The sequence below is a fragment of the Nonomuraea sp. NPDC050404 genome, assembly GCF_040655495.1.
GTDB lineage: Bacteria > Actinomycetota > Actinomycetes > Streptosporangiales > Streptosporangiaceae > Nonomuraea.
Window position 1 is genome coordinate 254,926 of record NZ_JBFAKB010000015.1, and the last position, 20,745, is coordinate 275,670.

Annotated in this window: 17 protein-coding genes; 14 read left to right on the top strand and 3 right to left on the bottom strand. The window is 72.1% G+C overall.

The features are described from left to right. Positions 1 to 6: 6 nt before the first annotated feature. On the top strand, positions 7 to 288 hold the full coding sequence (locus tag AB0I81_RS36905) for a hypothetical protein (RefSeq protein WP_360666688.1): 282 nt from the start codon (positions 7 to 9) through the stop codon (positions 286 to 288). Here the strand turns inward: AB0I81_RS36905 and AB0I81_RS36910 are convergent. Beyond that, entirely contained in the window at positions 234 to 2,477 is a 2,244-nt protein-coding gene (locus AB0I81_RS36910) for a rhamnogalacturonan lyase (RefSeq protein WP_360666865.1), read from the bottom strand. The genes AB0I81_RS36905 and AB0I81_RS36910 overlap by 55 nt on opposite strands. Positions 2,478 to 2,730: 253 nt before the next feature. Between AB0I81_RS36910 and AB0I81_RS36915 the strand changes: the two genes are divergently transcribed. Genes AB0I81_RS36915 through AB0I81_RS36925 form a run of 3 tightly spaced genes read left to right on the top strand, consistent with a single transcriptional unit; the run spans position 2,731 to position 7,885 of the window. Then, positions 2,731 to 4,761: a M14 family metallopeptidase gene (locus tag AB0I81_RS36915; protein ID WP_360666691.1), complete on the top strand. Its 2,031-nt coding sequence runs from the start codon at positions 2,731 to 2,733 to the stop codon at positions 4,759 to 4,761. Next, a complete protein-coding gene (locus AB0I81_RS36920) occupies positions 4,761 to 7,325 on the top strand; it encodes a M14 family zinc carboxypeptidase (protein ID WP_360666693.1) in 2,565 nt (854 codons plus the stop codon). The genes AB0I81_RS36915 and AB0I81_RS36920 overlap by 1 nt, the downstream gene beginning before the upstream one ends. A gap of 59 nt (positions 7,326 to 7,384) precedes the next feature. After that, entirely contained in the window at positions 7,385 to 7,885 is a 501-nt protein-coding gene (locus tag AB0I81_RS36925; protein WP_360666696.1) for a GNAT family N-acetyltransferase, read from the top strand. A gap of 8 nt (positions 7,886 to 7,893) precedes the next feature. Here AB0I81_RS36925 and fusA read toward each other — a convergent pair whose 3' ends face one another. Continuing rightward, on the bottom strand, positions 7,894 to 9,915 hold the full coding sequence (fusA, locus tag AB0I81_RS36930) for an elongation factor G (protein ID WP_360666698.1): 2,022 nt from the start codon (positions 9,913 to 9,915) through the stop codon (positions 7,894 to 7,896). 376 nt (positions 9,916 to 10,291) lie between these two features. On the opposite strand from fusA, the gene AB0I81_RS36935 reads away from it, so the two are divergent. The 6 genes from AB0I81_RS36935 to AB0I81_RS36960 all read left to right on the top strand — a co-directional run bounded on the left by AB0I81_RS36935 (position 10,292) and on the right by AB0I81_RS36960 (position 15,555). Continuing rightward, on the top strand, positions 10,292 to 11,023 hold the full coding sequence (locus AB0I81_RS36935; RefSeq protein WP_360666701.1) for a GNAT family N-acyltransferase: 732 nt from the start codon (positions 10,292 to 10,294) through the stop codon (positions 11,021 to 11,023). Further along, positions 11,020 to 11,892, top strand: coding sequence for a lysophospholipid acyltransferase family protein (locus AB0I81_RS36940; RefSeq protein WP_360666704.1), 873 nt, complete (start codon positions 11,020 to 11,022; stop codon positions 11,890 to 11,892). Before AB0I81_RS36935 ends, AB0I81_RS36940 begins: the two co-directional genes overlap by 4 nt. Positions 11,893 to 12,029: 137 nt before the next feature. Continuing rightward, positions 12,030 to 12,305, top strand: a complete 276-nt coding sequence (locus AB0I81_RS36945) for a WGxxGxxG family protein (RefSeq protein ID WP_360666707.1) — start codon at positions 12,030 to 12,032, stop codon at positions 12,303 to 12,305. Positions 12,306 to 12,466: 161 nt separating this feature from the next. Continuing rightward, a complete protein-coding gene (locus AB0I81_RS36950; RefSeq protein WP_360666867.1) occupies positions 12,467 to 13,486 on the top strand; it encodes an iron-siderophore ABC transporter substrate-binding protein in 1,020 nt (339 codons plus the stop codon). After that, positions 13,483 to 14,484 (top strand): iron ABC transporter permease, encoded by a 1,002-nt coding sequence (locus AB0I81_RS36955; RefSeq protein WP_360666710.1) that lies wholly within the window; start codon positions 13,483 to 13,485, stop codon positions 14,482 to 14,484. Before AB0I81_RS36950 ends, AB0I81_RS36955 begins: the two co-directional genes overlap by 4 nt. A gap of 6 nt (positions 14,485 to 14,490) precedes the next feature. Further along, a complete protein-coding gene (locus AB0I81_RS36960) occupies positions 14,491 to 15,555 on the top strand; it encodes an iron chelate uptake ABC transporter family permease subunit (RefSeq protein WP_360666713.1) in 1,065 nt (354 codons plus the stop codon). Positions 15,556 to 15,624: 69 nt separating this feature from the next. On the opposite strand, the gene aztA is transcribed toward AB0I81_RS36960, so the two are convergent. Continuing rightward, positions 15,625 to 16,338: a zinc ABC transporter ATP-binding protein AztA gene (aztA, locus tag AB0I81_RS36965; protein WP_360666715.1), complete on the bottom strand. Its 714-nt coding sequence runs from the start codon at positions 16,336 to 16,338 to the stop codon at positions 15,625 to 15,627. Positions 16,339 to 16,401: 63 nt separating this feature from the next. Here aztA and aztB point away from each other — a divergent pair, with 63 nt between their 5' ends. The 4 genes from aztB to aztD are packed head-to-tail and all read left to right on the top strand — an operon-like array spanning position 16,402 to position 20,719. Beyond that, a complete protein-coding gene (gene aztB, locus AB0I81_RS36970; RefSeq protein ID WP_360666717.1) occupies positions 16,402 to 17,247 on the top strand; it encodes a zinc ABC transporter permease AztB in 846 nt (281 codons plus the stop codon). After that, on the top strand, positions 17,244 to 18,566 hold the full coding sequence (locus AB0I81_RS36975) for a hypothetical protein (protein ID WP_360666720.1): 1,323 nt from the start codon (positions 17,244 to 17,246) through the stop codon (positions 18,564 to 18,566). Before aztB ends, AB0I81_RS36975 begins: the two co-directional genes overlap by 4 nt. Further along, the gene (gene aztC, locus AB0I81_RS36980) at positions 18,563 to 19,486 is read left to right on the top strand and encodes a zinc ABC transporter substrate-binding protein AztC (RefSeq protein WP_360666723.1); all 924 of its coding nucleotides are present in this window, start codon (positions 18,563 to 18,565) and stop codon (positions 19,484 to 19,486) included. Before AB0I81_RS36975 ends, aztC begins: the two co-directional genes overlap by 4 nt. A gap of 27 nt (positions 19,487 to 19,513) precedes the next feature. Further along, on the top strand, positions 19,514 to 20,719 hold the full coding sequence (gene aztD, locus AB0I81_RS36985; RefSeq protein WP_360666725.1) for a zinc metallochaperone AztD: 1,206 nt from the start codon (positions 19,514 to 19,516) through the stop codon (positions 20,717 to 20,719). Positions 20,720 to 20,745 lie beyond the last annotated feature (26 nt).

The window sequence follows — 20,745 nt, forward strand, 5'->3', positions numbered from 1 at the left end:
TCGAACGTGTGCCGGGCCATCGAGCGGCTGATCGGCCCGTACACCGGACGCTGGCAGGAACCGGACTCGCGCCCGGCAGCAGCACCGCCGCCGGTGGACAAGGGACTGGAAAGGGAGGCCGCGTTCTTCGGGGTGCTGATGAGCGTTCAGGGGGCCGGCAGCATCGCGGGCGGCCTGACCGCCGCCCCCGTGCTGCTGCTCATTTGCGCGGCGGCCCTGATGGCGAAGGCCGGCTATCTGAGGTCCGGTACGGGCACCTTCGACCAGTCCATGTCCGAGCCGAAGTAGAAGCTCGGGTAGGCGGGCTGGTTGTAGGCCGTCTGCTGCCTGGCCACCTCGACCCGGTACTGCGGGTCGTGCATCAGCGTGTACAACTTCCTGTCGGTCACCTCGGTGCTGAGGAACATCCGGATCGCGGTGCTGTCCGTGGTGCGGGTCAGCAGTTCCTCGCGCCAGTCGCCGAAGACGTCCGCGACCAGGCCGGGGTTGCCCTTGGTCCAGTTGTTGGTGAGCGTGCCCTCGGCGGTCAGCAGCGTGCCGCGCCGGTGGTCGTCGATGGTCGGCGTCTGCAGGACGGTCGTGGCGGTGCCGTTGACGAGCTGGGTGGTCATGTCGGCCGCCCAGCGGATGCTCATGTTCGTGCCGGGCGCGTTCCTGCCCAGGTACTCGCCGCGCGCCGACCACAACCCGGCCTGCACCGCCTGGTCGGGCGGCATCGACGACCACGTCTCCACGCCGCGCACGGCCGGGTCGATGTCGCCGGCCATGCCGCGGCCGGTGTCGACGCCGCTGTAGCCGCCGTGGATGACCTCGCCGGTGGCCGCCTCGCGCAGCGCCCAGCCGTACGGGGCCGAGCGGCCGCCCTCGTGCACCGTCCAGATCTCCAGGCCCTCGCGGTCGGGGTCGAAGTCGCCGACGTGCATGGCGTCGCCGTGGCCGAGACGGATGTTCCGGCCGGGGAAGGCGCTCTGCGGCGGGCCTTCGGCGAAGGAGGAGTACAGCAGGTCGCCGTCGTCGTCGATGGTGGCGGAGCCGTAGATGACCTCCTGCCTGCCGTCGGCGTCCACGTCGGCCACGCTCATCGAGTGGAAGCCCTGGGTCGTGAGGGTCGCGTACTCCGGGTTGCTGCCGTCCACGCCGTGCGGGCCGTCGTTGAAGGGGTTGGACATCGGGGCGTGGCCGCTGTCGACGTACCAGCGTTCCTTGAGCCGCCTGCCGTTCCAGTCGTAGGCGACCAGCGTGCTGCGGGTGTAGTAGCCGCGGGCGAAGATCGCCGACGGGCGCCTGCCGTCGAGGTAGGCGACCGAGGACAGGAAGCGGTCCACCCGGTTGCCCGGCTCGACCCTGGCCATCGCGTAGTCGCCCCACAGCAGGCCGTCGTCCCCGCGGCCCGGCTTGTAATGGATGGTCTCCAGTTCCCGGCCGGTGGCGCCCTCGAAGACCGACAGGTACTCGGGGCCGGTCAGGATGAAGCCGTTGAACTCGCGCAGCCGGTTGTTGCCGCTGCGGGCGGGCGCGTAGACGTCGATGAAGTACGTGGCCAGTTCGGTGGCGTCCGCGCGGGAGAGCGGGTAGGCGTACTTCTTCTCGATGCCGAAAGCCTGTTCCAGCGTGGCCGGCCAGCGCCCGGCGACGACCTCCGGGTGCTCGTGCCATTTCGCGAACATTTCAACAACATGGTCGAAATAGTCTGCGGCGCTCTTTCGATAGTCGTCGGTATTGGCGTAACCGGCCCTGCGATCCTCGCGCGGCATCGTGATAAAGCGCTCGGAGACGACCTGACCTCGGGCGCCATAACGGATGATCTTCGTGCCCGGGGCGGTCTTGAGCATCATCTCCGAGCGGCCGTCGCCGTCGAAGTCGTAGACCAGGAACTGCGTGTAGTGGGCGCCGGAGCGGATGTTCACGCCCAGGTCGAGCCGCCAGCGCAGGGTGCCGTCCAGCTCGTAGGTGTCCACGTAGGTGTTGCCGGTGTAACCGCGCTGCGAGACGTCCTTGGAGTTGGAGGGATCCCACTTGACCACGTACTCGTACTGGCCGTCGCCGTCCACGTCGCCCACGCTCAGGTCGTTGGCGGAGTAGGTGTACGCCTCGCCCATCGGGGTCACGCCGTCGGCCGGCTTTTGCAATGGCAGGTCGTAAAACGATTTAACCCACGGCGTGGCTGCTGCACTGCGGCGGCCCTCGCGGCCCTTGATGACAGGGGCCACCCGATACTCGGATTCCGCCGTTCCCGCGGCGTCCTTGTAGTTGGTGCTGTCGGTGACGGTGGCGATGGGGCGGCCGTCGCGGTAGACGCGGAAGTCGGCGCCCGTCATGCCCTTCGTGCCGTGGCCGGTCACCTCGTCGCCGAGCAATCGCCAGCTCAGGAAGACGCCTTCGCCGGTCGAGGCGGCCACCAGGCCGCGGTCGAGGTGCTCCAGCCGGACGCCGGAGCCGTGGCCGCCGGCCTGCGCCGGGAGCGCCGTGAGCGGCATGCAGAGCAGGGCCGTCAGCCCTGCGGCCAACGCGCGGCGGATGCTGCTGGGGGGTCTCATCGTGACGCGCTCCGCTGATTAAATCGATATAATTTTGGCTGGAGATTATGGGAGGCCGAGTGTTTTGTCAAGAGTGGGTTTTCCGGCGATTTCCTGGCCTGCGGAATTCGGCCGGGGAGCCGTTCCTGGGTCTTGCCCGTTGCTGATTGTCGGCTTTCAATGAGCCCCATACGGGATCTTCCTGGAGGGGCTCATGCATGGCTTACGGGCGTCCGCAGTCGCTCTGCTGATCGTCGCCACGACATTCACCGCAATACAGCCGTCCGTTCCCGCGGTCGCCGGTCCGGCCGACCCCGAGCCGGTCTCCCTGGTCACCCTGTCCGTGCCGGATCGCGCCGCCATGGAGAAACTGGTGGCCTCCGGCGCCGACCTCACGGAACGGGTACGCCCCCAGCCGGACGGCAGCGTCCGGATCGACGCGGTGCTCACCGCGAGCCAGCTCGCCGGCCTGCGCCCGCTCGGCGTGACCGAGGCCGCCGGGTCAACCCCCCGGGCCAGGGCGAAGACCGCCACGGCGCAGGACCAGATCGTCGTGGAGCGCGCGGTCTGGTACAAGTCGCGCGACGGGTACTTCCTGTCCGTCGAAGCCTCCAGCAGCGCCGCCCAGGCCGCCACGCTCACCGTCACCTGGCAGGGCAGGCGCGGTACGGGCGGGGAGGCGGAGATGATCGCGTACGTGGACGCGGGCGCCTACCTGGGCCACCAGTTCAGCACCCCCGTCCCGGCGGCCGACCGGCCACAGTCGATCACCGTCACCTCGACCGGCGGCGGCACGGCGCAGGCGCGGGTCAAGGAATGGCCCGACGGTGAGCGGCCCGACCGCACCGGGCCCGGCTACCAGAAGGACTTCGTCACGCAGTACATGACGCCGGCGCAGCTCAACGAGCGGATCAAGGCCCTGCACCGGCGCTTCCCCAAGCTCACCGACCTCATCGCGCTGCCGTACAAGACCAACGGCTACCGCCGCCACGCCCAGGCGCTGATCGGCGCGCCGCCCGCCGCGGCCGTCGTGTTCACCTCCACCGCCTACGGCTCGGAGGGCGGCAACGACCTGGCCGTCGAGCTGGTCGATCCGGGCGCGCCGAACAGCCCGCTGCGGGTCGCCCTCGACGGCAAGCTGATCACCGTCGGCCTGGCCACCGACGGCTCCGGCGCGCCGGTCAGCACCGCCGCCCAGGTCGTCGCGGCCGTCAATGCCACGGCAGGGCTGCCCGTCAGGGCCTCGGTGTACCGGACCGACCCGGGGGCGGGCGTCATGGCGCCCGCGCCGCGCACCCAGCTCGACGACTTCCTGAACGCCCCCGCCGACGTCTCCCGCGCGCCCGCGCAGGTGCTGGCCCTGCGTATCGGCACGCGCCGCGACGGCTCGCGCACCGGCGTGCTGGCCTACTCCCAGGAGCACGCCAGGGAGTGGGTGACGCCGCTGGTCACCATCGAGGCGGCCGAGCGGCTGCTGCGCAACTACTCGCGCGACAAGGACACGCGCCGCCTGCTGGAGCGCACGGACGTGTTCATCGTGCCGACCGTCAACCCCGACGGGGCGAACTACAGCTTCTACGACTTCAACTCCCAGCGGAAGAACATGACCAACCACTGCCCGGCGCAGCAGGCCGACCCGGCGCTGCGTAACACGTGGGGCGTGGACGTCAACCGCAACTACGCCGTCGGCTCGCTGAGCGACGGGTACTTCGGCGCCTCCGCCAACTGCCAGAGCGGCACGTACGCGGGTCCCGGCGAGCACTCCGAGCCCGAGAGCCGCAACGTGATCTGGCTGGCGCAGAAGTACCGCAACATCCGGTTCGCCATGAACGTGCACAGCTACGGCGGTTACTTCATGTGGCCGCCCGGCGCGTACAAGCTCGACGGCCGCGTCACGCTGCCCAGGCCCACGCCGCAGGAGGAGGCGTACTTCCTGCGCTCGGCCCGCACGATCGAGCAGGCCATCGCCGCCGAGCGGGGCACGGTCGTCTGGCCGCAGCAGACCGGGCCGGTGACGGACGTGTTGTACTCGGCGGCCGGGAACTCCGCCGACGAGCTCTGGTACGACTACGACGTCTACGGCTGGGACTTCGAGGTCGGCGCCGACCTGTGGAATCCCGCGACGCGCACCTGGGAGGGCGTGGGCTTCCAGCCGCCGTTCGAGGAGGGTCACGCCGAGGCGATGGAGTTCGCCTCGGGCCTGATCTCGCTGATCGGCATCGCCGCCGACTACCGGGAGCGCTGATGCGCCGCCTGACCACGGTGGCGCTGGCCGCACTCCTTGTCATCCCGCCGTCCGCCGCCCTGGCGGACCCACCGTCCGCCGCCCCGGCGGACCCGTCGCCGCTCGCCCTGGCCGACCCGCCGGCGCCGGCCGTGCGTGACTTCGGCAACGGTCCCGAACGGAACGAGGTCGCGGCGGCCGTGCCCGAGCAGGCCGCCGCGCTCGCCGCCGCCCGGGAGCAGCCCTACGGTCACTCCCGCGACCGCGGCTACCCCAGGCGCACCCGCCTCCCGCTGCCCCCGGAGAACCCGGCGGACGCCTCGATCAAGCTCGGGCTGGTGCCCTACCACGGCATCGCGCCCAGGCTGAACGACCTGCAGTGGCGCGGCGACCGGGTGAGCGTGGAGATCGTCGGCCGCTCGTACCAGGGCCGTGACCTCTACCTCGTCACCGTCACCGCGCCGGAGAGCGCCGCCGAGGCGCGCGAGCAGGCCCGCATCCGCGAGCGCATCGAGAGCGACCCGGCGGCGGCCGCCCGCGACCGCGGGCTGGCCGCCAGGTACAAGACGCCGATCTTCTACAACGCCAACATCCACGGCAACGAGTGGGAGGGCACCGACGCCGCCCTGCGCACCATCGAGCAGCTCGCCACCAGCGCGGACCCGGCGGTCGCCGGCCTGCTCAAGCGCACGAGGCTGTACTTCAACGTGACCGCCAACCCCGACGGCCGGGTGAACGGCGTGCGCCAGAACGGCGCCGGGTTCGACCTCAACCGCGACTTCATCACCGCCGCCCAGCCCGAGGCGCGGGCGATGCGCCAGGTGATGATCGACACCCAGCCGGTCGCCATGCTCGACCTGCACGGCTACGTCAACGGCACGCTCATCGAGCCGACCACGCCGCCGCACGGCGCGAACTACGAGTACGACCTGTTCATCACCAACACCTACGCCAACGGCCTGCGCATGGAGGCCGCCGTGAACGGGCTCGGCTACACGCCGGGGCAGGACGGCGTGGAGCCGGTGCAGATCCCGTTCAGGGACTCCGAGGAGGGCTGGGACGACTGGCCGCCGATCTTCACCCCGCAGTACGCGCCCTTCCACGGCACGGTCGCCGCGCACACCGTGGAGATCCCGCTGCCGGTCAACGGCTCCGCCTACAACCAGCAGCCGGTCGAGGAGTTGCGCCGCCGCTCGTCGATCAACACCGACGTGGCCGCCGCCGCGATCCGCGCGACCTACGGCTTCGTACGGGAGCGGCACGACCGGCTGATCGCCGACCAGATCGAGGTGTTCCGGCGCGGCGCGGCGGGCGAGCCGTCCAAGGAGGTGCCGCTCGGCATCGTGCCCGGCTTCGGCCCCGAGGACGTCTACACCACCACCTATCCCCGCGCGTACGTCATCCCGGCGGGCTCCACCGCCGCCGCGCGCCTGGTGGACCACCTGATCGCGAACGACGTGCGGGTCGGGCGGGCCAGGTCGGCGTTCCGCTCGGGCGGCACGACGTACCCGGCGGGCTCGTACGTCGTGGACATGCGCCAGCCCAAACGCGGCCTGGCCAACGTCATGCTGGAACCGGGGGAGGACATCTCACCCCGGGTCAACGCCATGTACGACATCTCCGGCTGGAGCCACGCCCTGCTCTGGGGCGCCACGGTCGAGCCGGTCGAGGCACTGCGCACCCGCACCGACCCGGTCAAGGCCGCCGCGCCGACCGGCTCGGTCCCGCGCACCCCCGGCCCGCTCGCGCTCAAGGTCACCGACGCCAAGGCGGTCAGGGCGCTGAACGACCTGCTCGGCCAGGGCGTCGCGGTGCTCTGGGGGAGTGACGGCACCGCGATCGTCCCGGCCGCCGCGAGGCACGACGCCAGGACGGTCGCCGACCGCCACGGCGTGGCCTTCACCCGCGCCGCGACGGCCACCGGCACTCCGCTCGCCCCGGTCCGGGTCGCCGCCGCCGCGTCCGCCGACGAGTTGTTCACGCTGCGCGAGCTGGGCTTCTCCGTCACGCCCGTCTCCACCGCCGTGCTGAACGCCGGCCACGACTGGAGCGCCACCGACGTCCTGTACGTCTCCAGCGGCCTGAACCTCGCCGCGCTGAACCCGGCGGCCAGAACGGCACTCGACGCGTTCCTCGCCACCGGCGGCGTCATCACCAGAGGGGCCACGGGCGCCGCCTTCAACACCGCCGCCGGCCTGCTCACGGCGACCACGGTGGCCGGCCGCGGCGACGCCAACGGCGTGGTCCGCACCACCTCCACCGGTGGCGCGCCGGGCCACTCGTTCGTGTACTCGCCGCTCTGGTTCACCGGCCTCGGCCCCGAGGTCACCGTCGAGCAGTCCTACGCCGCCGACGGGCCGCTGGTCTCGGGCCACTGGCGGGCCGACGAGAACGGCGCGGGCGGACCCGAGGCGGCCAGGGGCCGGGCGGCGGTGATCAGCGGCAGGGACGAGCGGGGCGCGGCCGTGGTGCTGTTCGGCACCGAGCCGATGTTCCGCAACCATCCCAAGGGCCTGTTCGCGCAGGTGGGCAGGGCACTGTACTGGTCGGCCTCGGTTACAGGCGCGACCGTTACCACCCCATGATCGAAAGGTGCTAGGTTTTCCCTTCCGGCCGGATTCGCTCCCGGCCGGAAGGTTTGTTTATGACCACTTCTCATGTGACCGTCCGGCCCGCGAGCGCCGCCGACCGTCCCACCGTCGAACGCCTCTGGCTGATGTTCCGGCACGACATGGCCGACTTCCAGCCCGGACTTCCCAACCCTGACGGCACGTACCACAATGATCGGCTCTCCTCGGCGTTCGAGCACGACGACTGGGCGGCCTACCTGTTCACCAGCGGCGACCGCCCGGTCGGGTTCGCGTTCGTGCGTGCGCTCTCCGGCCCGGCGCGCGTGCTGAACAGCTTCTTCGTGGTACGCGGCGCGCGCCGCTCCGGGATCGGCATGCGCGCCGTCCGTGAGGTGATCGCCCGCCACCCCGGCCCCTGGGAGGTCGCCTTCCAGGACGGCAACGCCAAGGCCGTGTCCTTCTGGCGGCGGGTCGCCAAGGAGATCGCCGGTGACGCGTGGACGGAGGAACGCCGGCCCGTGCCGCACCGGCCCGACGTCCCCCCGGACGTGTGGATCTCCTTCACCACCGCCTGACGATCACCTCACCCGGCCGGCGCGTAACCGGCCGGCCGGGTGGTGAACGTGCCCCGGCCCTGGGTACGGCTGCGCAGCCGCGTCGCGTACCCGAACACCTCGGCCAGCGGCACGACGGCGGTGATCACCACCGTGCCGGCCCGCGCCCGCGAGTCCGAGATGCGCCCGCGCCGCGCCGACAGGTCGCCCAGCACCCCGCCGGCCATGTCGTCCGGCACGGTCACCGTCACCTCCACGACCGGTTCCAGCAGCACCATCGCGCACGAGCGCAGCGCCTCACGCAGCGCCAGCCGCCCCGCCGTGCGGAAGGCCATCTCCGAGGAGTCCTTCACGTGGGTGGCGCCGTCGGTCAGCGTCACCCGCAGGCCGGTCACCGGATGGCCGCCGAGCGGGCCGTCGGACAGCGCGTCCCGGCAGCCGGCCTCCACCGCGCGCACGTACTCGCGCGGCACCCGCCCGCCGGTCACCGCCGAGGCGAACACGAAGCCCTCCTCAAGGGGTTCGACGTCGATCACCACGTGGGCGTACTGCCCCGCGCCGCCGTCCTGCTTGACGTGCCGGTACAGCAGCCCCGACACCCCGCGCAACACGCTCTCCCTGAAGGAGACCTGCGGCCGTCCGACGCCCACCTCCAGCCGGTGCTCGCGCCGCAACTTCTCCGCCGCCACCTCCAGGTGCAGCTCACCCATCCCGGACAACACGGTCTGCCCGGTCTCGGCGTCGGTGCGCACGGCCAGCGAGGGGTCCTCCTCGGTGAGCCGGGCCAGCGCCGCCGCCAGCCGGTCGCCGTCGGTGCCCTTGCGCGGCTCGACGGCCACCGACACCACCGGCTCGGTCGCGCCCGGCGGCTCCAGCAGCAGCGGCGCGCCCGGCGCGCACAACGTCGTGCCGGTGCGGGCCGCCTTCGGCCCGACCACCGCGACGATGTCGCCGGCCACCGCCAGGTCCGTCTCGGCGTGCCGGTCGGCCTGCACGCGCAGGATGCGGCTGATCCGCTCGGTACGGCCCGAGCCCGCGTCCAGCACCGTGTCCCCCTTCCGCATCGTGCCCGAGTACACCCGCACGTACGTCAGCCGCCCGGTCGCCGTCGCGCTCACCTTGAACGCCAGCGCGGCCAGCGGCGCCGCCGGATCGGCCGCCCGCTCGGCACCGTCCTGCCCCCGCACCGCCGGCACGTCCAGCGGCGAGGGCAGATACCGTACGACGGCGTCCAGCAGCGGCTCGATGCCCCGGTTCTTGTAGGCCGAGCCGCACAGCACCACCAGCCCGGCACCGCTGCCGGTCAGGTCGCGCAGCGCGGCGGCCAGCGTCGCCTCGGAGATCGACGGTTCGGCGCAGAACTCCTCCAGCGCGCCCGGATGCAGTTCGGCCACCGCCTCCTCCAGCAGCCGGCGCCGCCGCAGCGCCTCGGCCAGCAGGTCGTCCGGCACGGGACCGACCGCGTACTCGCCGTCGGCCCACACCAGCGCCCGCAGCCCGAGCAGGTCGATCACGCCGGCGAAGCCGTCCTCGCGCCCGATCGGCACCTGCACGACCAGCGGCGCGGGATGCAGCCGCCGGCGGATCGACTCGACCGCCGCGTCGAGGTCGGCGCCCGCCCGGTCCAGCTTGTTGACGAACGCGACGCGCGGCACCCCGTGCCGGTCGGCCCGCCGCCACACCGACTCGCTCTGCGGCTCGACCCCGGCGACGCCGTCGAACACCGCGATCGCGCCGTCGAGCACCCGCAGCGAGCGCTCCACCTCATCGGAGAAGTCCACGTGGCCGGGGGTGTCGATCAGGTTGATCCGGTGCCCGTCCCAGACGCAGCTCACCGCGGCGGCGAAGATCGTGATGCCGCGGTCGCGCTCCTGGGAGTCGAAGTCGGTGACGGTCGTGCCGTCGTGCACCTCGCCGCGCTTGTGGGTGGCGCCGGTCAGGTACAACATGCGCTCGGTGACGGTGGTCTTGCCGGCGTCCACGTGGGCGAGGATGCCGAGATTACGGACGGCGGTCAGAGCGGTCAGGGGGTTGAAAACTTGAGCACGCACGGCCCATGGCCCTTTCGGGATGTTCTTGGACAGGACGGCGCGATTCCCCAGCCGAAAAGAGGGTCTTCGTCAGGGCAGCATCCAGTGACGGCCGCGCAGCCGGCACCGGGGCGACGAAGACACCAGGATCACCTCGTAACGCGACGGGGAGACGACGGCGGCGGTGTTGTGGCGCACGACCTGCTCCCTTCCTCGTCACGTACGAACGGCGTCGGGTCGTGAGTGTAGTGAGGCGGGGGACGGGAGTGAAACTGATTTTCCCCGAAAGGGGAGCTTCACCAGGCCGTCGTCTGGCTGCCCCCGACGCGAGACTCGTCGGTCATGTCGGCATGACGACATAGGCAGGGAGACCCCTTCTGGGAAGGACGCCCCGCCCATGACGATCTCTCTCGACACCGGCTCCCTGGACACCCGTCGATACACGGTCGGCATGGCGACCAGCCCCGCCGACCTGCGGGACGCCCAGCGGCTCCGGTATGCGGTCTTCGGCGAGGAGATGGGGGCGCGGCTCGACAGCCCGGTCTCCGGCCTCGACGCCGACCGGTTCGACACCTACTGCGACCACCTCCTCGTACGCGACGGCGCCGAGGTCGTCGGCACCTACCGGCTGCTGCCTCCGGGCCGCGTGGACAAGCTCTACTCCGAGCACGAGTTCGACCTGACCAATCTTGCGCCCCTCAGGAAGGGCCTGGTGGAGGCCGGCCGCACCTGCGTGCACCCCGACCACCGGGACGGCACGGTGGTCACGCTGCTGTGGGCGGGGATAGCCCGCTACATGGTTTCGGAGGGGCACCAGTGGCTGGCCGGCTGCTGCTCGGTGCCGCTCGACGACGGCGGCCTGGTGGCGCGCGCGGTGGTCGAGCAGGTGCCGCTCGGGCCGGAGGAACACCGCGTCATGCCGCTGAGCCCGTGGCGCTCCCGTAAGAAGGCGCTGCCCGACCGGTTCGTGCCGCCCCCGCTGCTGCGCGGCTACCTGCGCCTGGGCGCGTGGGTGTGCGGGGCACCGGCGCACGACCCCGACTTTGGCACGGCCGACTTCTTCATGTTGTTGTCCATGGACAACATCAACCCCCGCTACCTGCGCTTCTTCCTCGGCGAGCCCCTGTGAGCACGGTCCTGCCGCCGCTTTCCGCCGCGCGGGACAACCCCTGGCGGCCGGTCAGCCCCTGCACGCCCGCCGCCTGCGTGGGCGGGCCGATCACCCCGGCCGGTCAACTCCGGCGCGGGTTGCGGCTGTTCGGCGCGCTGATCGTGGCGCTCGCGGGGGTGCCGCTGGCCCTGCTGGCCCGTGCCTTCGCGGGTGGCACGCCTCGGCAGGCGGCGATCACCGGCCGGTGGGCCAGGGCGTTCCTGCGCGCGCTGGGACTGCGCCTGGAGGTCATCGGGACGTGTGGCGCGGTGGTGACGGGCGCTCTGGTGGTGGCCAACCACGTCTCCTGGCTGGACCCCCTGGTCATCGCCGCCGCCCTGCCGGCCCGCCCGCTGGCCAAGCGCGAGATCGCGTCCTGGCCGGTCGTCCGTACCCTGGCGGCGGGCTCGGGGACGCTGTTCATCGACCGGGAACGCCTGTCCGCGCTCCCGTCCGCCGTGGCGGCCGTGGCCGACGCGCTCAGGGCGGGTGACACCGTGGTCGCCTTCCCGGAGAGCACCACGTGGTGCGGCCAGGGGATGGGCGGGTTCCGCCCGGCGGTGTTCCAGGCGGCGATCGACGCGGGCGCACCGATCCGCCCGGTCACGCTGCGCTACCGCGAGGGCGCGGAAAGCTCCACCCGTGCCGCGTTCGTCGGCAGCGACTCCCTCCTCTCTAGCCTCCTGCGCATCACCGCCACCCGCCATCTGGTGGCCGAGGTACGGCTGCCGGGCCTCGTTCTGCACGCCGCCGCCACCCGGGCGGAACTGGCCAGAATCTGCGAGACCCGCGTGCGCGTCGGCCTGCCGGGCCCCCACGGGACTCCGCCGGGAAGAGAAGGCGTTTGATGCCGCCATCACGATGGTAGGGGCCTGTTTAGCAGGGGATATGGAGATCGCCCCGCTATTGAGAGCCTTCCGTCAGGAGAAGGCGTTACAGGCGGTCTCCGCGGTTGAACGAGACCGCCGGATCGGGGGAACCCAAGATGCGCAAGACGCTCACCGGGCTGGGCCTGGCGTTCTTCTTGACGCTGGTGCCGGCCGCCGCGGCGACGGCCAACGACCAACCGGTCGCGCCCGTCGCGCAGAGCCAGGTGACACCCGCACCGAACGACAACAGGAGCGACGAAGGCGGCGGCAACGCCGGCCTGTGGGGCCTGCTGGGCCTGCTGGGCCTGCTCGGCTTCGCCGGCATGCGCAAGCAGCGCAACCACGTCGGCACCGCCGAACACGTCCCGCACCGCACCACCCCGCGCCCTTAACAGGGCGCGGCCCCGGCCATCGGCCGGGGTGACGTCCTAGCGAGTGGCACGGCTGCCGGCAGGTTCAGCCGTGCCACGGGCGTTGATCGGCTCCTACTGTAAGGTTAGGCTCGCCTTATTTGGCGTGCCTTTCCCGAAAGAGGAGCCGTACCTTGACCCGCGTGCTCGCCCTCGTGGCGCTCGTACTTCTCACCATCGTGGGCTGTGGCTCCACCGCACCCGCCCCGGCGACCGAATCCGGCGCGGCCGCCGCGCCGTCCGCGAACGGCGCCTTCCCCGTGACGCTGCCGCACAAATACGGCAGCACCACCATCGAGGGCGCGCCCAAGCGCGTCGTCACCGTCGGCCTGCTCGAACAGGACTCGCTGCTCGCCCTCGGCATCGTCCCGGTCGGCACCACGGAGTGGTTCGGCGAGTACCCGGGCGCGATCGGCCCCTGGGCGGAAGGCAAACTTGGCGGCGCCGCCCGCCCGCAGGTGCTCAAGGACACCGGCAGCGGCCCCCAGTTCGAGAAGATCGCCGCGCTCAACCCCGACCTGATCCTGGCCCTGTACTCGGGGCTGACCAAGGAGCAGTACGAGACCCTGGCGAAGATCGCGCCCACCGTGGCCCAGCCGAAGGAGTACATCGACTACGGCATCCCGTGGCAGGAGGTCACCAAGAAGGTCGGCGCCGCCGTCGGCAAGCCCGCCGAGGCCGACCAGCTCGTCAAGCAGGTCGAGGACAGCTTCGCCCAGGTGCAGAAGGAACACCCCGAGTTCAAGGGCAAGACCGGCCTGATGGCCACCCTGTACGAGGGCTACTTCATCTTCGGCAGCCAGGACCCGCGCAACCGCCTGCTCGGCGCGCTCGGCTTCGAGCTCCCCAAGGGCCTCGACCAGGCCATCGGCGACAAGTTCGGCGCCAACATCAGCAGGGAGCGGCTCGACCTGGTCGACACCGGCGTGATCGTCTGGAGCGTCACCGACGCCGCCAAGGGCCAGGCCACGCTGCACGGCGACACCGTCTACAAGGCGCTCGACGTGGTGAAGGAGGGCCGCGAGGTCTACCTGCCCGAGGGCACGCCGCCGAGCGACGCGGTCGCCTTCCTCACCGTGCTCAGCGTCCCGTACGTGCTCGACACCCTCGTCCCGCGCCTGGCGGCGGCGGTGGACGGCGACCCCGGCACCAAGACGTCGTGAAGGCCCTCGCGGTCGCCGCCGTCGCGCTGATCGCCGCCTGCCTGCTGTCACTCTCGCTCGGCGCCCGCGCGATCCCGCCCGACCAGGTGATCGGCGCGCTGGCCGGCACCGTGACCGACCGGGACGTGCTCGACATCGTCTGGTCCGTACGCGTCCCGCGCACGCTGATCGGCATCCTGGCCGGGGCGGCGCTCGGCCTGTCCGGCGCCCTCATGCAGGCGCTGACCCGCAACCCGCTGGCCGACCCCGGCGTGCTGGGCGTCAGCGCCGGGGCCGCGTTCGCCGTCGTCCTGGCCATCGGCGTGTTCGGCGTGGCGGCGCCCGCCGGATTCGTCTGGTTCGCCTTCGCGGGGGCGCTGGTGGCCAGCGTGGTCGTGTACGGACTTGCCGGGCTCGGCCGCGAGGGCATGACCCCGGTCAAGCTGGCGCTCGCGGGCGTCGCGACCACGTTCCTGCTCAGCTCGGTGACCAGCGCGTTCGTGCTGGTCGATCCCGAGTCGCTGAGCAGGTACCGGTTCTGGTCGGCGGGCTCGCTCTCGGGCGCGGGCGGGCAGGTGCTGCCGCAGCTGCTGCCCTTCGCCCTCCTCGGCGCCGCGCTCGCGCTCGCCTCCGGTCCCGCGCTCAACAGCCTCGCCCTCGGCGACGACGTGGCCAAGGGCCTGGGCCGCAGGGTCGGCCTGGTACGCCTGCAGGGCGCGGTCGCCGTGATGTTGCTCACCGGCTCCGCCGTGGCCGCCATCGGGCCCGTCGTCTTCGTCGGGCTCGTGGTCCCCTACGTGGCCCGCGCCCTGGCCAAGACCGGCGGCCGATCCGAGGCCGACCACCGGCTGCTGCTGCCGCTCGCGGCGCTGCTCGGGCCGTGCCTGCTGCTGGCGGCCGACGTGCTCGGGCGGATGGTGGCGCCGCCGATCGAGGTGCAGGCGGGGCTGCTGGTGGCCTTCGTCGGCGGCCCGTTCTTCGTCTTCCTGGCCCGCCGACGACGCCTCGCGGAGCTCTGAGCGCACATGAACGAACCGATCACCCGGCCGCGCCCGCTCGGCCGGTCGAGCAGCGCCCTGCCCTTCCGGCTGGCCGCCCCGCCCGTCTCCGGGGTGCTGCGGCCCCGCGTCATCCTGGTCTGCCTGGCCACCGCCGGGGCCGCGTTCCTGGCGTTCTGCCTGGGCATCGGGCTCGGCGAGGTACGGCTCGGCCTCGGCGAGGTCGTGGGCGCGCTGCTGGGCACCGGCGAGCAGGGCACCGCGTTCGTCGTGCACGAGCTGCGCCTGCCCAGGGCGCTGACCGGGCTGCTGGCGGGTGTCGCCTTCGGCCTGTCGGGCGCGTTGTTCCAGACGATGACCCGCAACCCGCTGGCCAGCCCCGACATGATCGGCGTCACCCAGGGCGCCGGGGTGGCCGTGGTGGCGGGGATCAGCCTCGGGGTCGGGGCCGGGCTGCAGTTCCTGGGCTTCGCGGGGGCCGTGACGGCGGCGCTGGTGACGTACCTGCTGGCCTGGCGGCGCGGCACCAGCGGCGGCCGGATCGTGCTGGTCGGCATCGGGTTGTCGTGGATGTGCACCAGCGCCACCGAGTACCTCATGGTCACCAGCGGGGACTTCCAGGCCCAGCAGGCGCTGGGCTGGTTGTTCGGCAACCTGAACGGCCGCACCTGGGACCACGTGACGCCGCTGGCCATCGCCCTGGCCGTGTTGATCCCGCTCACGCTGCTGCTCGGCACCTGGACGCGGGTGCTGCAACTCGGGGACGACGTGGCGACCGTGCTCGGCGCGCCCGTGCAGGTGGCCCGGTTGTCGTTGCTGATGACGGGCGTGGCGCTGGTGGCCTTCGGCACCGCCGCGGCCGGGCCGGTGGCGTTCGTGGCGCTGGCCGCGCCGCAGATCGCGCAGCGCCTGGCCCGCACCCCCGCCCCGCCGCCGCTGGCCGCCGGGCTGACCGGGGCGTTCATCGTGCTCGGGGCGGATCTCATCGCGCGGCTGCTGATCCCGGACGTGGAGCTGCCGGTCGGCGTGGTGACGGGCGTGCTCGGCGCCCCCGTGCTCCTGTGGCTGCTGGCCCGGAGCCGCCGCCGATAACCCCCACCGCGCCATGCCCTGGCCGGACCATGGCTCGCCGTGCCCTGGCCGGGCGAATGGTTCGCCGGGTCATGGCCGGGCGTGCTCCAGTCTGGTGAACACCTGGTCCATCGTCCGGGGCGTCAGCACGGAGGCGGGCGGGCCCTCCGCGATCAGCCGGCCCTCGTCGAGGAGCAGGCAGTGGTCGGCGCGGCGGGCCGCGGTCAGGTCGTGCGTGGCGTGCACGACCGTCACGCCACGCGTCTTCTGCAGGTCGAGCACGGCCGAGATGTGCTGCTCGGCACGCAGGTCCAGCCCGGTCGTGGGCTCGTCGAGCAGCAGCAGGCCCGGCTCCTGCGCGAGCCCCTGGGCGAGCAGGACGCGCTGACGCTGCCCGCCCGACAGCGTGCTCAGCCGCCGCGCGGCCAGCGGCGCGACGTCCAGCGCGGCCATGCACTCCTCGACGATCGCCCGGTCGTGCGCCGTCAGCCGCCGCCACGGCCCGCGCAGCGCCCAGCGGCCCATCGCCACCGTCTCACGCACGGTGATCGGCAGCGCGTTGGAGACCGCGTCGCGCTGCGCCACATAGCCGGGACGTCCCGCGCCGCCGAGATCGACCGTGCCGCCCAGCGGCCGTACGGTTCCGGCCAGCACGCCCAGCAGCGTGGACTTGCCCGACCCGTTCGGGCCGACCACGGCGGTCACGCCCGACAGGGGCAGCCGCGCCGACAGCCCGCGCAAGACCGTCCTGCGACCGTAACCCGCCGTGACGTCACTGATCACGACCGCGTCGCCGCGCTCCACGGAACCTCCATCTGAAAACCTCGATTTGAATCTGACAACGGTTTTCATTATAGAGTCCTCGTCATGGATTGGTTGTTTGACCCCTTTCAGGTGAGTTTCGTCAGGCAAGCGCTATGGGCGGGCATCCTGGTGTCGCTGCTGTGCGCGCTCGCCGGCACGTGGGTGGTGCTGCGCGGCATGGCCTTCCTCGGCGACGCGATGTCCCACGGGATGCTCCTCGGCGTGGCGCTCGCCTCCGCGGCCGGCGTGAACATCCTGATCGGCGCGCTGCTCAGCGCCGGCGGCATGGCGTACGGGGTGAGCCTGCTCAGCCGCTCGGCCCGGTTGTCCCAGGACACGAGCATCGGCCTGCTCTTCGCCGGGATGCTCTCCCTGGGCGTGATCGTGGTCTCGCACTCCCAATCCTTCGCGGTCGATCTGACCGCGTTCCTGTTCGGCGACGTGCTGGCGGTCGGCGCGCAGGACCTGGCCGGGCTCGGCCTGGCGCTCGCGGTCACCGCCGCCGTGGCGCTGCTCGGGCACCGGTTGTTCGTCGCGCTCGCCTTCGACCCGCGCAAGGCCCACACGCTGGGCCTGCGTCCCCGGCTGGCGCACGTGCTGCTGCTCGGCCTGGTCACGCTGGCGATCGTGGCTTCGTTCCACATCGTCGGCACGCTGCTGGTGTTCGGCCTGCTCATCGGGCCGCCCGCGGCCGCCGCGCTGTGGGCCCGCAGCATCCCGGCGATCATGCTGGGCGCGGCGCTGCTCGGCATCGCCTCGACCGTGATCGGGCTGATCGTCTCCTGGCACGCGGCCACGGCGGCGGGCGCCACGATCGCGGCCGTGGCCGTGGGCCTGTTCTTCCTCTCGGCGCTGGCCGACCACCTGCGACGCAGGCCCACGAGGGCCGGAGCGGCGGTGGCGGCATGAGGGCGCACCTGACGACGGCGTACCGAACGGCGGCGGCCCGGACAGCGGCTCGGACGACGGTTCGGACGGCGGCGCTCGTCCTCGCCGGCGTCCTGCTCGCGGGCTGCGCCTCCGGCGGGAACAGTGGGACGGCGGCCGGTGCCAGCCCTTCCACCAGCAGCGGCGGACCTGCGGCCGGTTCCGGCTCCTCCGCCACGGAGGTGCCTCACGGTTATGTCGAAGGCGCGGAGGAGATGTCGGAGCCGCAGTACCGCCTCGTCCTGGCCGGTGGTGGGCAGGCGGGGATTCTCGACCTGCTCACCGAGCGGACCACGGCGGCCGCCGGCGCGGCCGACGTGCGTGCCGTCACCGGTGACGGCCGCTACGCCTACCTGACCACGGGCACGGGCGAGTTGCGCGTCGTGGACAGCGGCGGCTGGACCGTCGATCACGGCGACCACGTGCACTACTACAAGGCCGCGACCCGGGACCTGGGCACGGTGGCCGGCAAGCCGCCGTACCAGGTCACGGGCGACGCGGCGGTTACCGCCGTGTGGTCGGGCGACGGCACGGTCACGCTGTTCGACCGCGCCCGCATGGACAAGGGCGAACTCGCCGAGACGGGCCGCCTCACCGGGGCCGACGCCGTCGTGCCGTACGGGGAGCGGCTGCTCGTGGCCACCGCCGGCGCCGTGCAGGTCAAGGCGCGGACCGGCGAGGCGGCCGGCGAGGCCGGGGCCTGTGAGGAGGCGGAAGGAACGGCGGTGACCCGGCGTGGTGTCGTCTTCGGCTGTGCCGACGGTGCCCTGCTGGTCACCGGGAAGGACGGCGAGTTCGAGGGAGTGAAGATCCGTTACCCGGACGGGACGGCGGCGGGGGAGCGGGCGAAGGAGTTCGTGCAGCGGCCCGGCAGCCCGACGCTGGCCGCGAAGGCCGGGGACACCGGGATCTGGGTGCTCGACGTCACCGGCAGGAAGTGGCGGCTGCTGAAGACCGGGCCCGTCGTTGCGGTGTGCGCCACGGGCGAGGACACGCCGGTCCTGTCCCTGACCGAGGACGGCGTCCTGCACGCCCACGACCCCCGCACCGGCAAGGAAACCGCCACGACCAAGCTCCTCACCGACCCCCCGACCGCCTCACCCACCCAGGACGACCCGCAGCCCGGCTCCGGCCAGAAGGCCGTTCCGTCGCCCGTCATCCAGGCTGACACCAGCCGCGCCTACGTCAACGACCCGGCGGGCCAGGCCGTGCACGAGATCGACTACAACGACGACCTCCGGCGCGCCCGCACACTCAAGCCCGGCTTCACCCCCGCGTACCTGATGGAGACGGGCCGATGAGCGCGCTGATCCGCCTTCTCGCGGCGGTCACGTTCGTGGTGGCGGCGGCCGGTTGCGCGAGCACCGGCGGCGACGAGCCGCCCAGGGTGGTCGTCACCACCAACATCCTCGGCGACGTCACCAAGGCCGTCGTCGGCGACGCGGCCGAGGTCACCGTGCTCATGAAGCCGGACGCCGACCCCCACTCCTTCGGCGTCTCCGCCAAGGAGGCGGCGGCCATCGAGACGGCCGACCTGATCGTCTACAACGGGCTCGGCCTGGAGGAAGGCGTACTGCGCAACGTCGAGACCGCCAAGCGGGCAGGCGTGCCCGCGCTGGCCGTGGGGGAGGGCGTGAACCCCATCCGCTTCGCCGCCACCGGCGACGAGACGGCAGGACAGCCAGACCCGCACTTCTGGACCGACCCCGGGCGCATGGCCAAGGCCGTGGACCTGATCGCCGAGCAGGTCGTCGCGCACGCGGAGGGCATCGACGCCGCCGCAGTCCGGGCCGGGGCCGCCGCCTACCGGGCCAAGGTCGGGGAACTGGACGCCTGGGTCGGGCAGCAGGTCGCCACCATCCCATCCGCATCCCGCCGCCTGGTGACCAACCATCACGTCTTCGGCTACTTCGCCCAGCGGTACGGGTTCGAGGTCGTCGGCGCGGTGATCCCCAGCGGCACCACGCTGGCCTCCCCGAGCGCCTCGGACCTGAAGTCGCTCAAGGACGCCATCGACCGCACCGGGGTCAAGGCGATCTTCGCCGACTCCTCACAGCCCGACCGGCTGGCCCAAGTACTCGCCTCGGAGGCCGGGGTGGACGTCAAGGTCGTCCCCCTGTTCTCGGAGTCGCTGAGCAGCAGGTCGCCGGGCGCGGCCACGTACCTCGACATGGTCCGTAGCAACACCACAGCCATGGTCAGCGGCCTCACCGGCCGCTGACACCCCACCCTCAGAAAGGTGCACCACATGACCGTCCGGTCACGGATCACCGCTCCGGCGACGCTGGTCGCCGGGGCCCTCCTGCTCACCGCGTGCGGCGGTGGCGGCCAGGAGGCCGCGAGCGCCGTACCCGCCACCACGCAGCCGACCACGCCGGCGGCGACGACGGCGGCGGCCACGACGGCGGACCCCGTCGTCATGACCTACGACGGCGGCCTGTACGTCCTCGACGGCCAGAGCCTGGAAGTGGTCAAGGACATCCCGCTCCCCGGGTACAACCGCGTCAACCCCGCGGGGGACGAGCGGCACGTCCTGGTTTCCACCTCGACCGGCTTCCGGGTCCTCGACGCCGCCTCCGGCACGCTGAAGACCGACGAGTTCAAGGGCGTCAAGCCGGGCCACGTGGTCAGGCACGCCGGCACCACCGTCCTGTTCGCCGACGGCACCGGCGAGGTGACCATGTTCGACCCGGCCGAGCTGGCCGCCGGGCTGCCCAAGGGGGAGACGTACAAGTCGGCCGAGGCGCACCACGGAGTCGCGATCAAGCTCCAGAACGGCGAGCTCGTCACCACCCTCGGCACCGAGGAGAAGCGCACCGGCATCATGGCCCTGGACAAGGACCTCAAGGAGATCGTCCGCAACGAGGAGTGCCCCGGCGTGCACGGCGAGGCCACCGCGCAGGACGAGGCGGTCGTGGTCGGCTGCGAGGACGGCGTGCTGCTCTACAAGGACGGGAAGATCACCAAGATCGACAGTCCGGACGAGTATGGCCGGATCGGCAACCAGTCCGGCTCTGACCTGTCGCCGATCGTCCTCGGCGACTACAAAAAGGATCCGGACGCCGAGCTGGAGCGCCCGACCCAGATCTCGCTCATCGACACGGCGAGCGGCTCCATGAAGCTGGTGGACATCGGGACGAGCTACACCTTCCGCTCCCTGGCGCGTGGTCCCCAGGGTGAGGCCCTCGTCCTGGGCACGGACGGCGCCATCCACGTGATCGACCCGTCCACCGCCAAGGTCACCAAGACCGTCAAGGTGCTGGATGAGTGGAAGGAGCCGCTGGAGTGGCAGCGTCCCCGGCCCAACATCTTCGTGCGTGACCAGTCCGTGTACGTGAGCGACCCGGAGGGCAAGCAACTCCACGCCGTGGACCTGGCCTCCGGCAAGGTCACCAAGAGCGCCACCCTGCCCCAGCCGCCGAACGAGCTCACCGGCACCGTAGCCATGCACTGAACCGCCATGCACTGAACCGCCCGGCG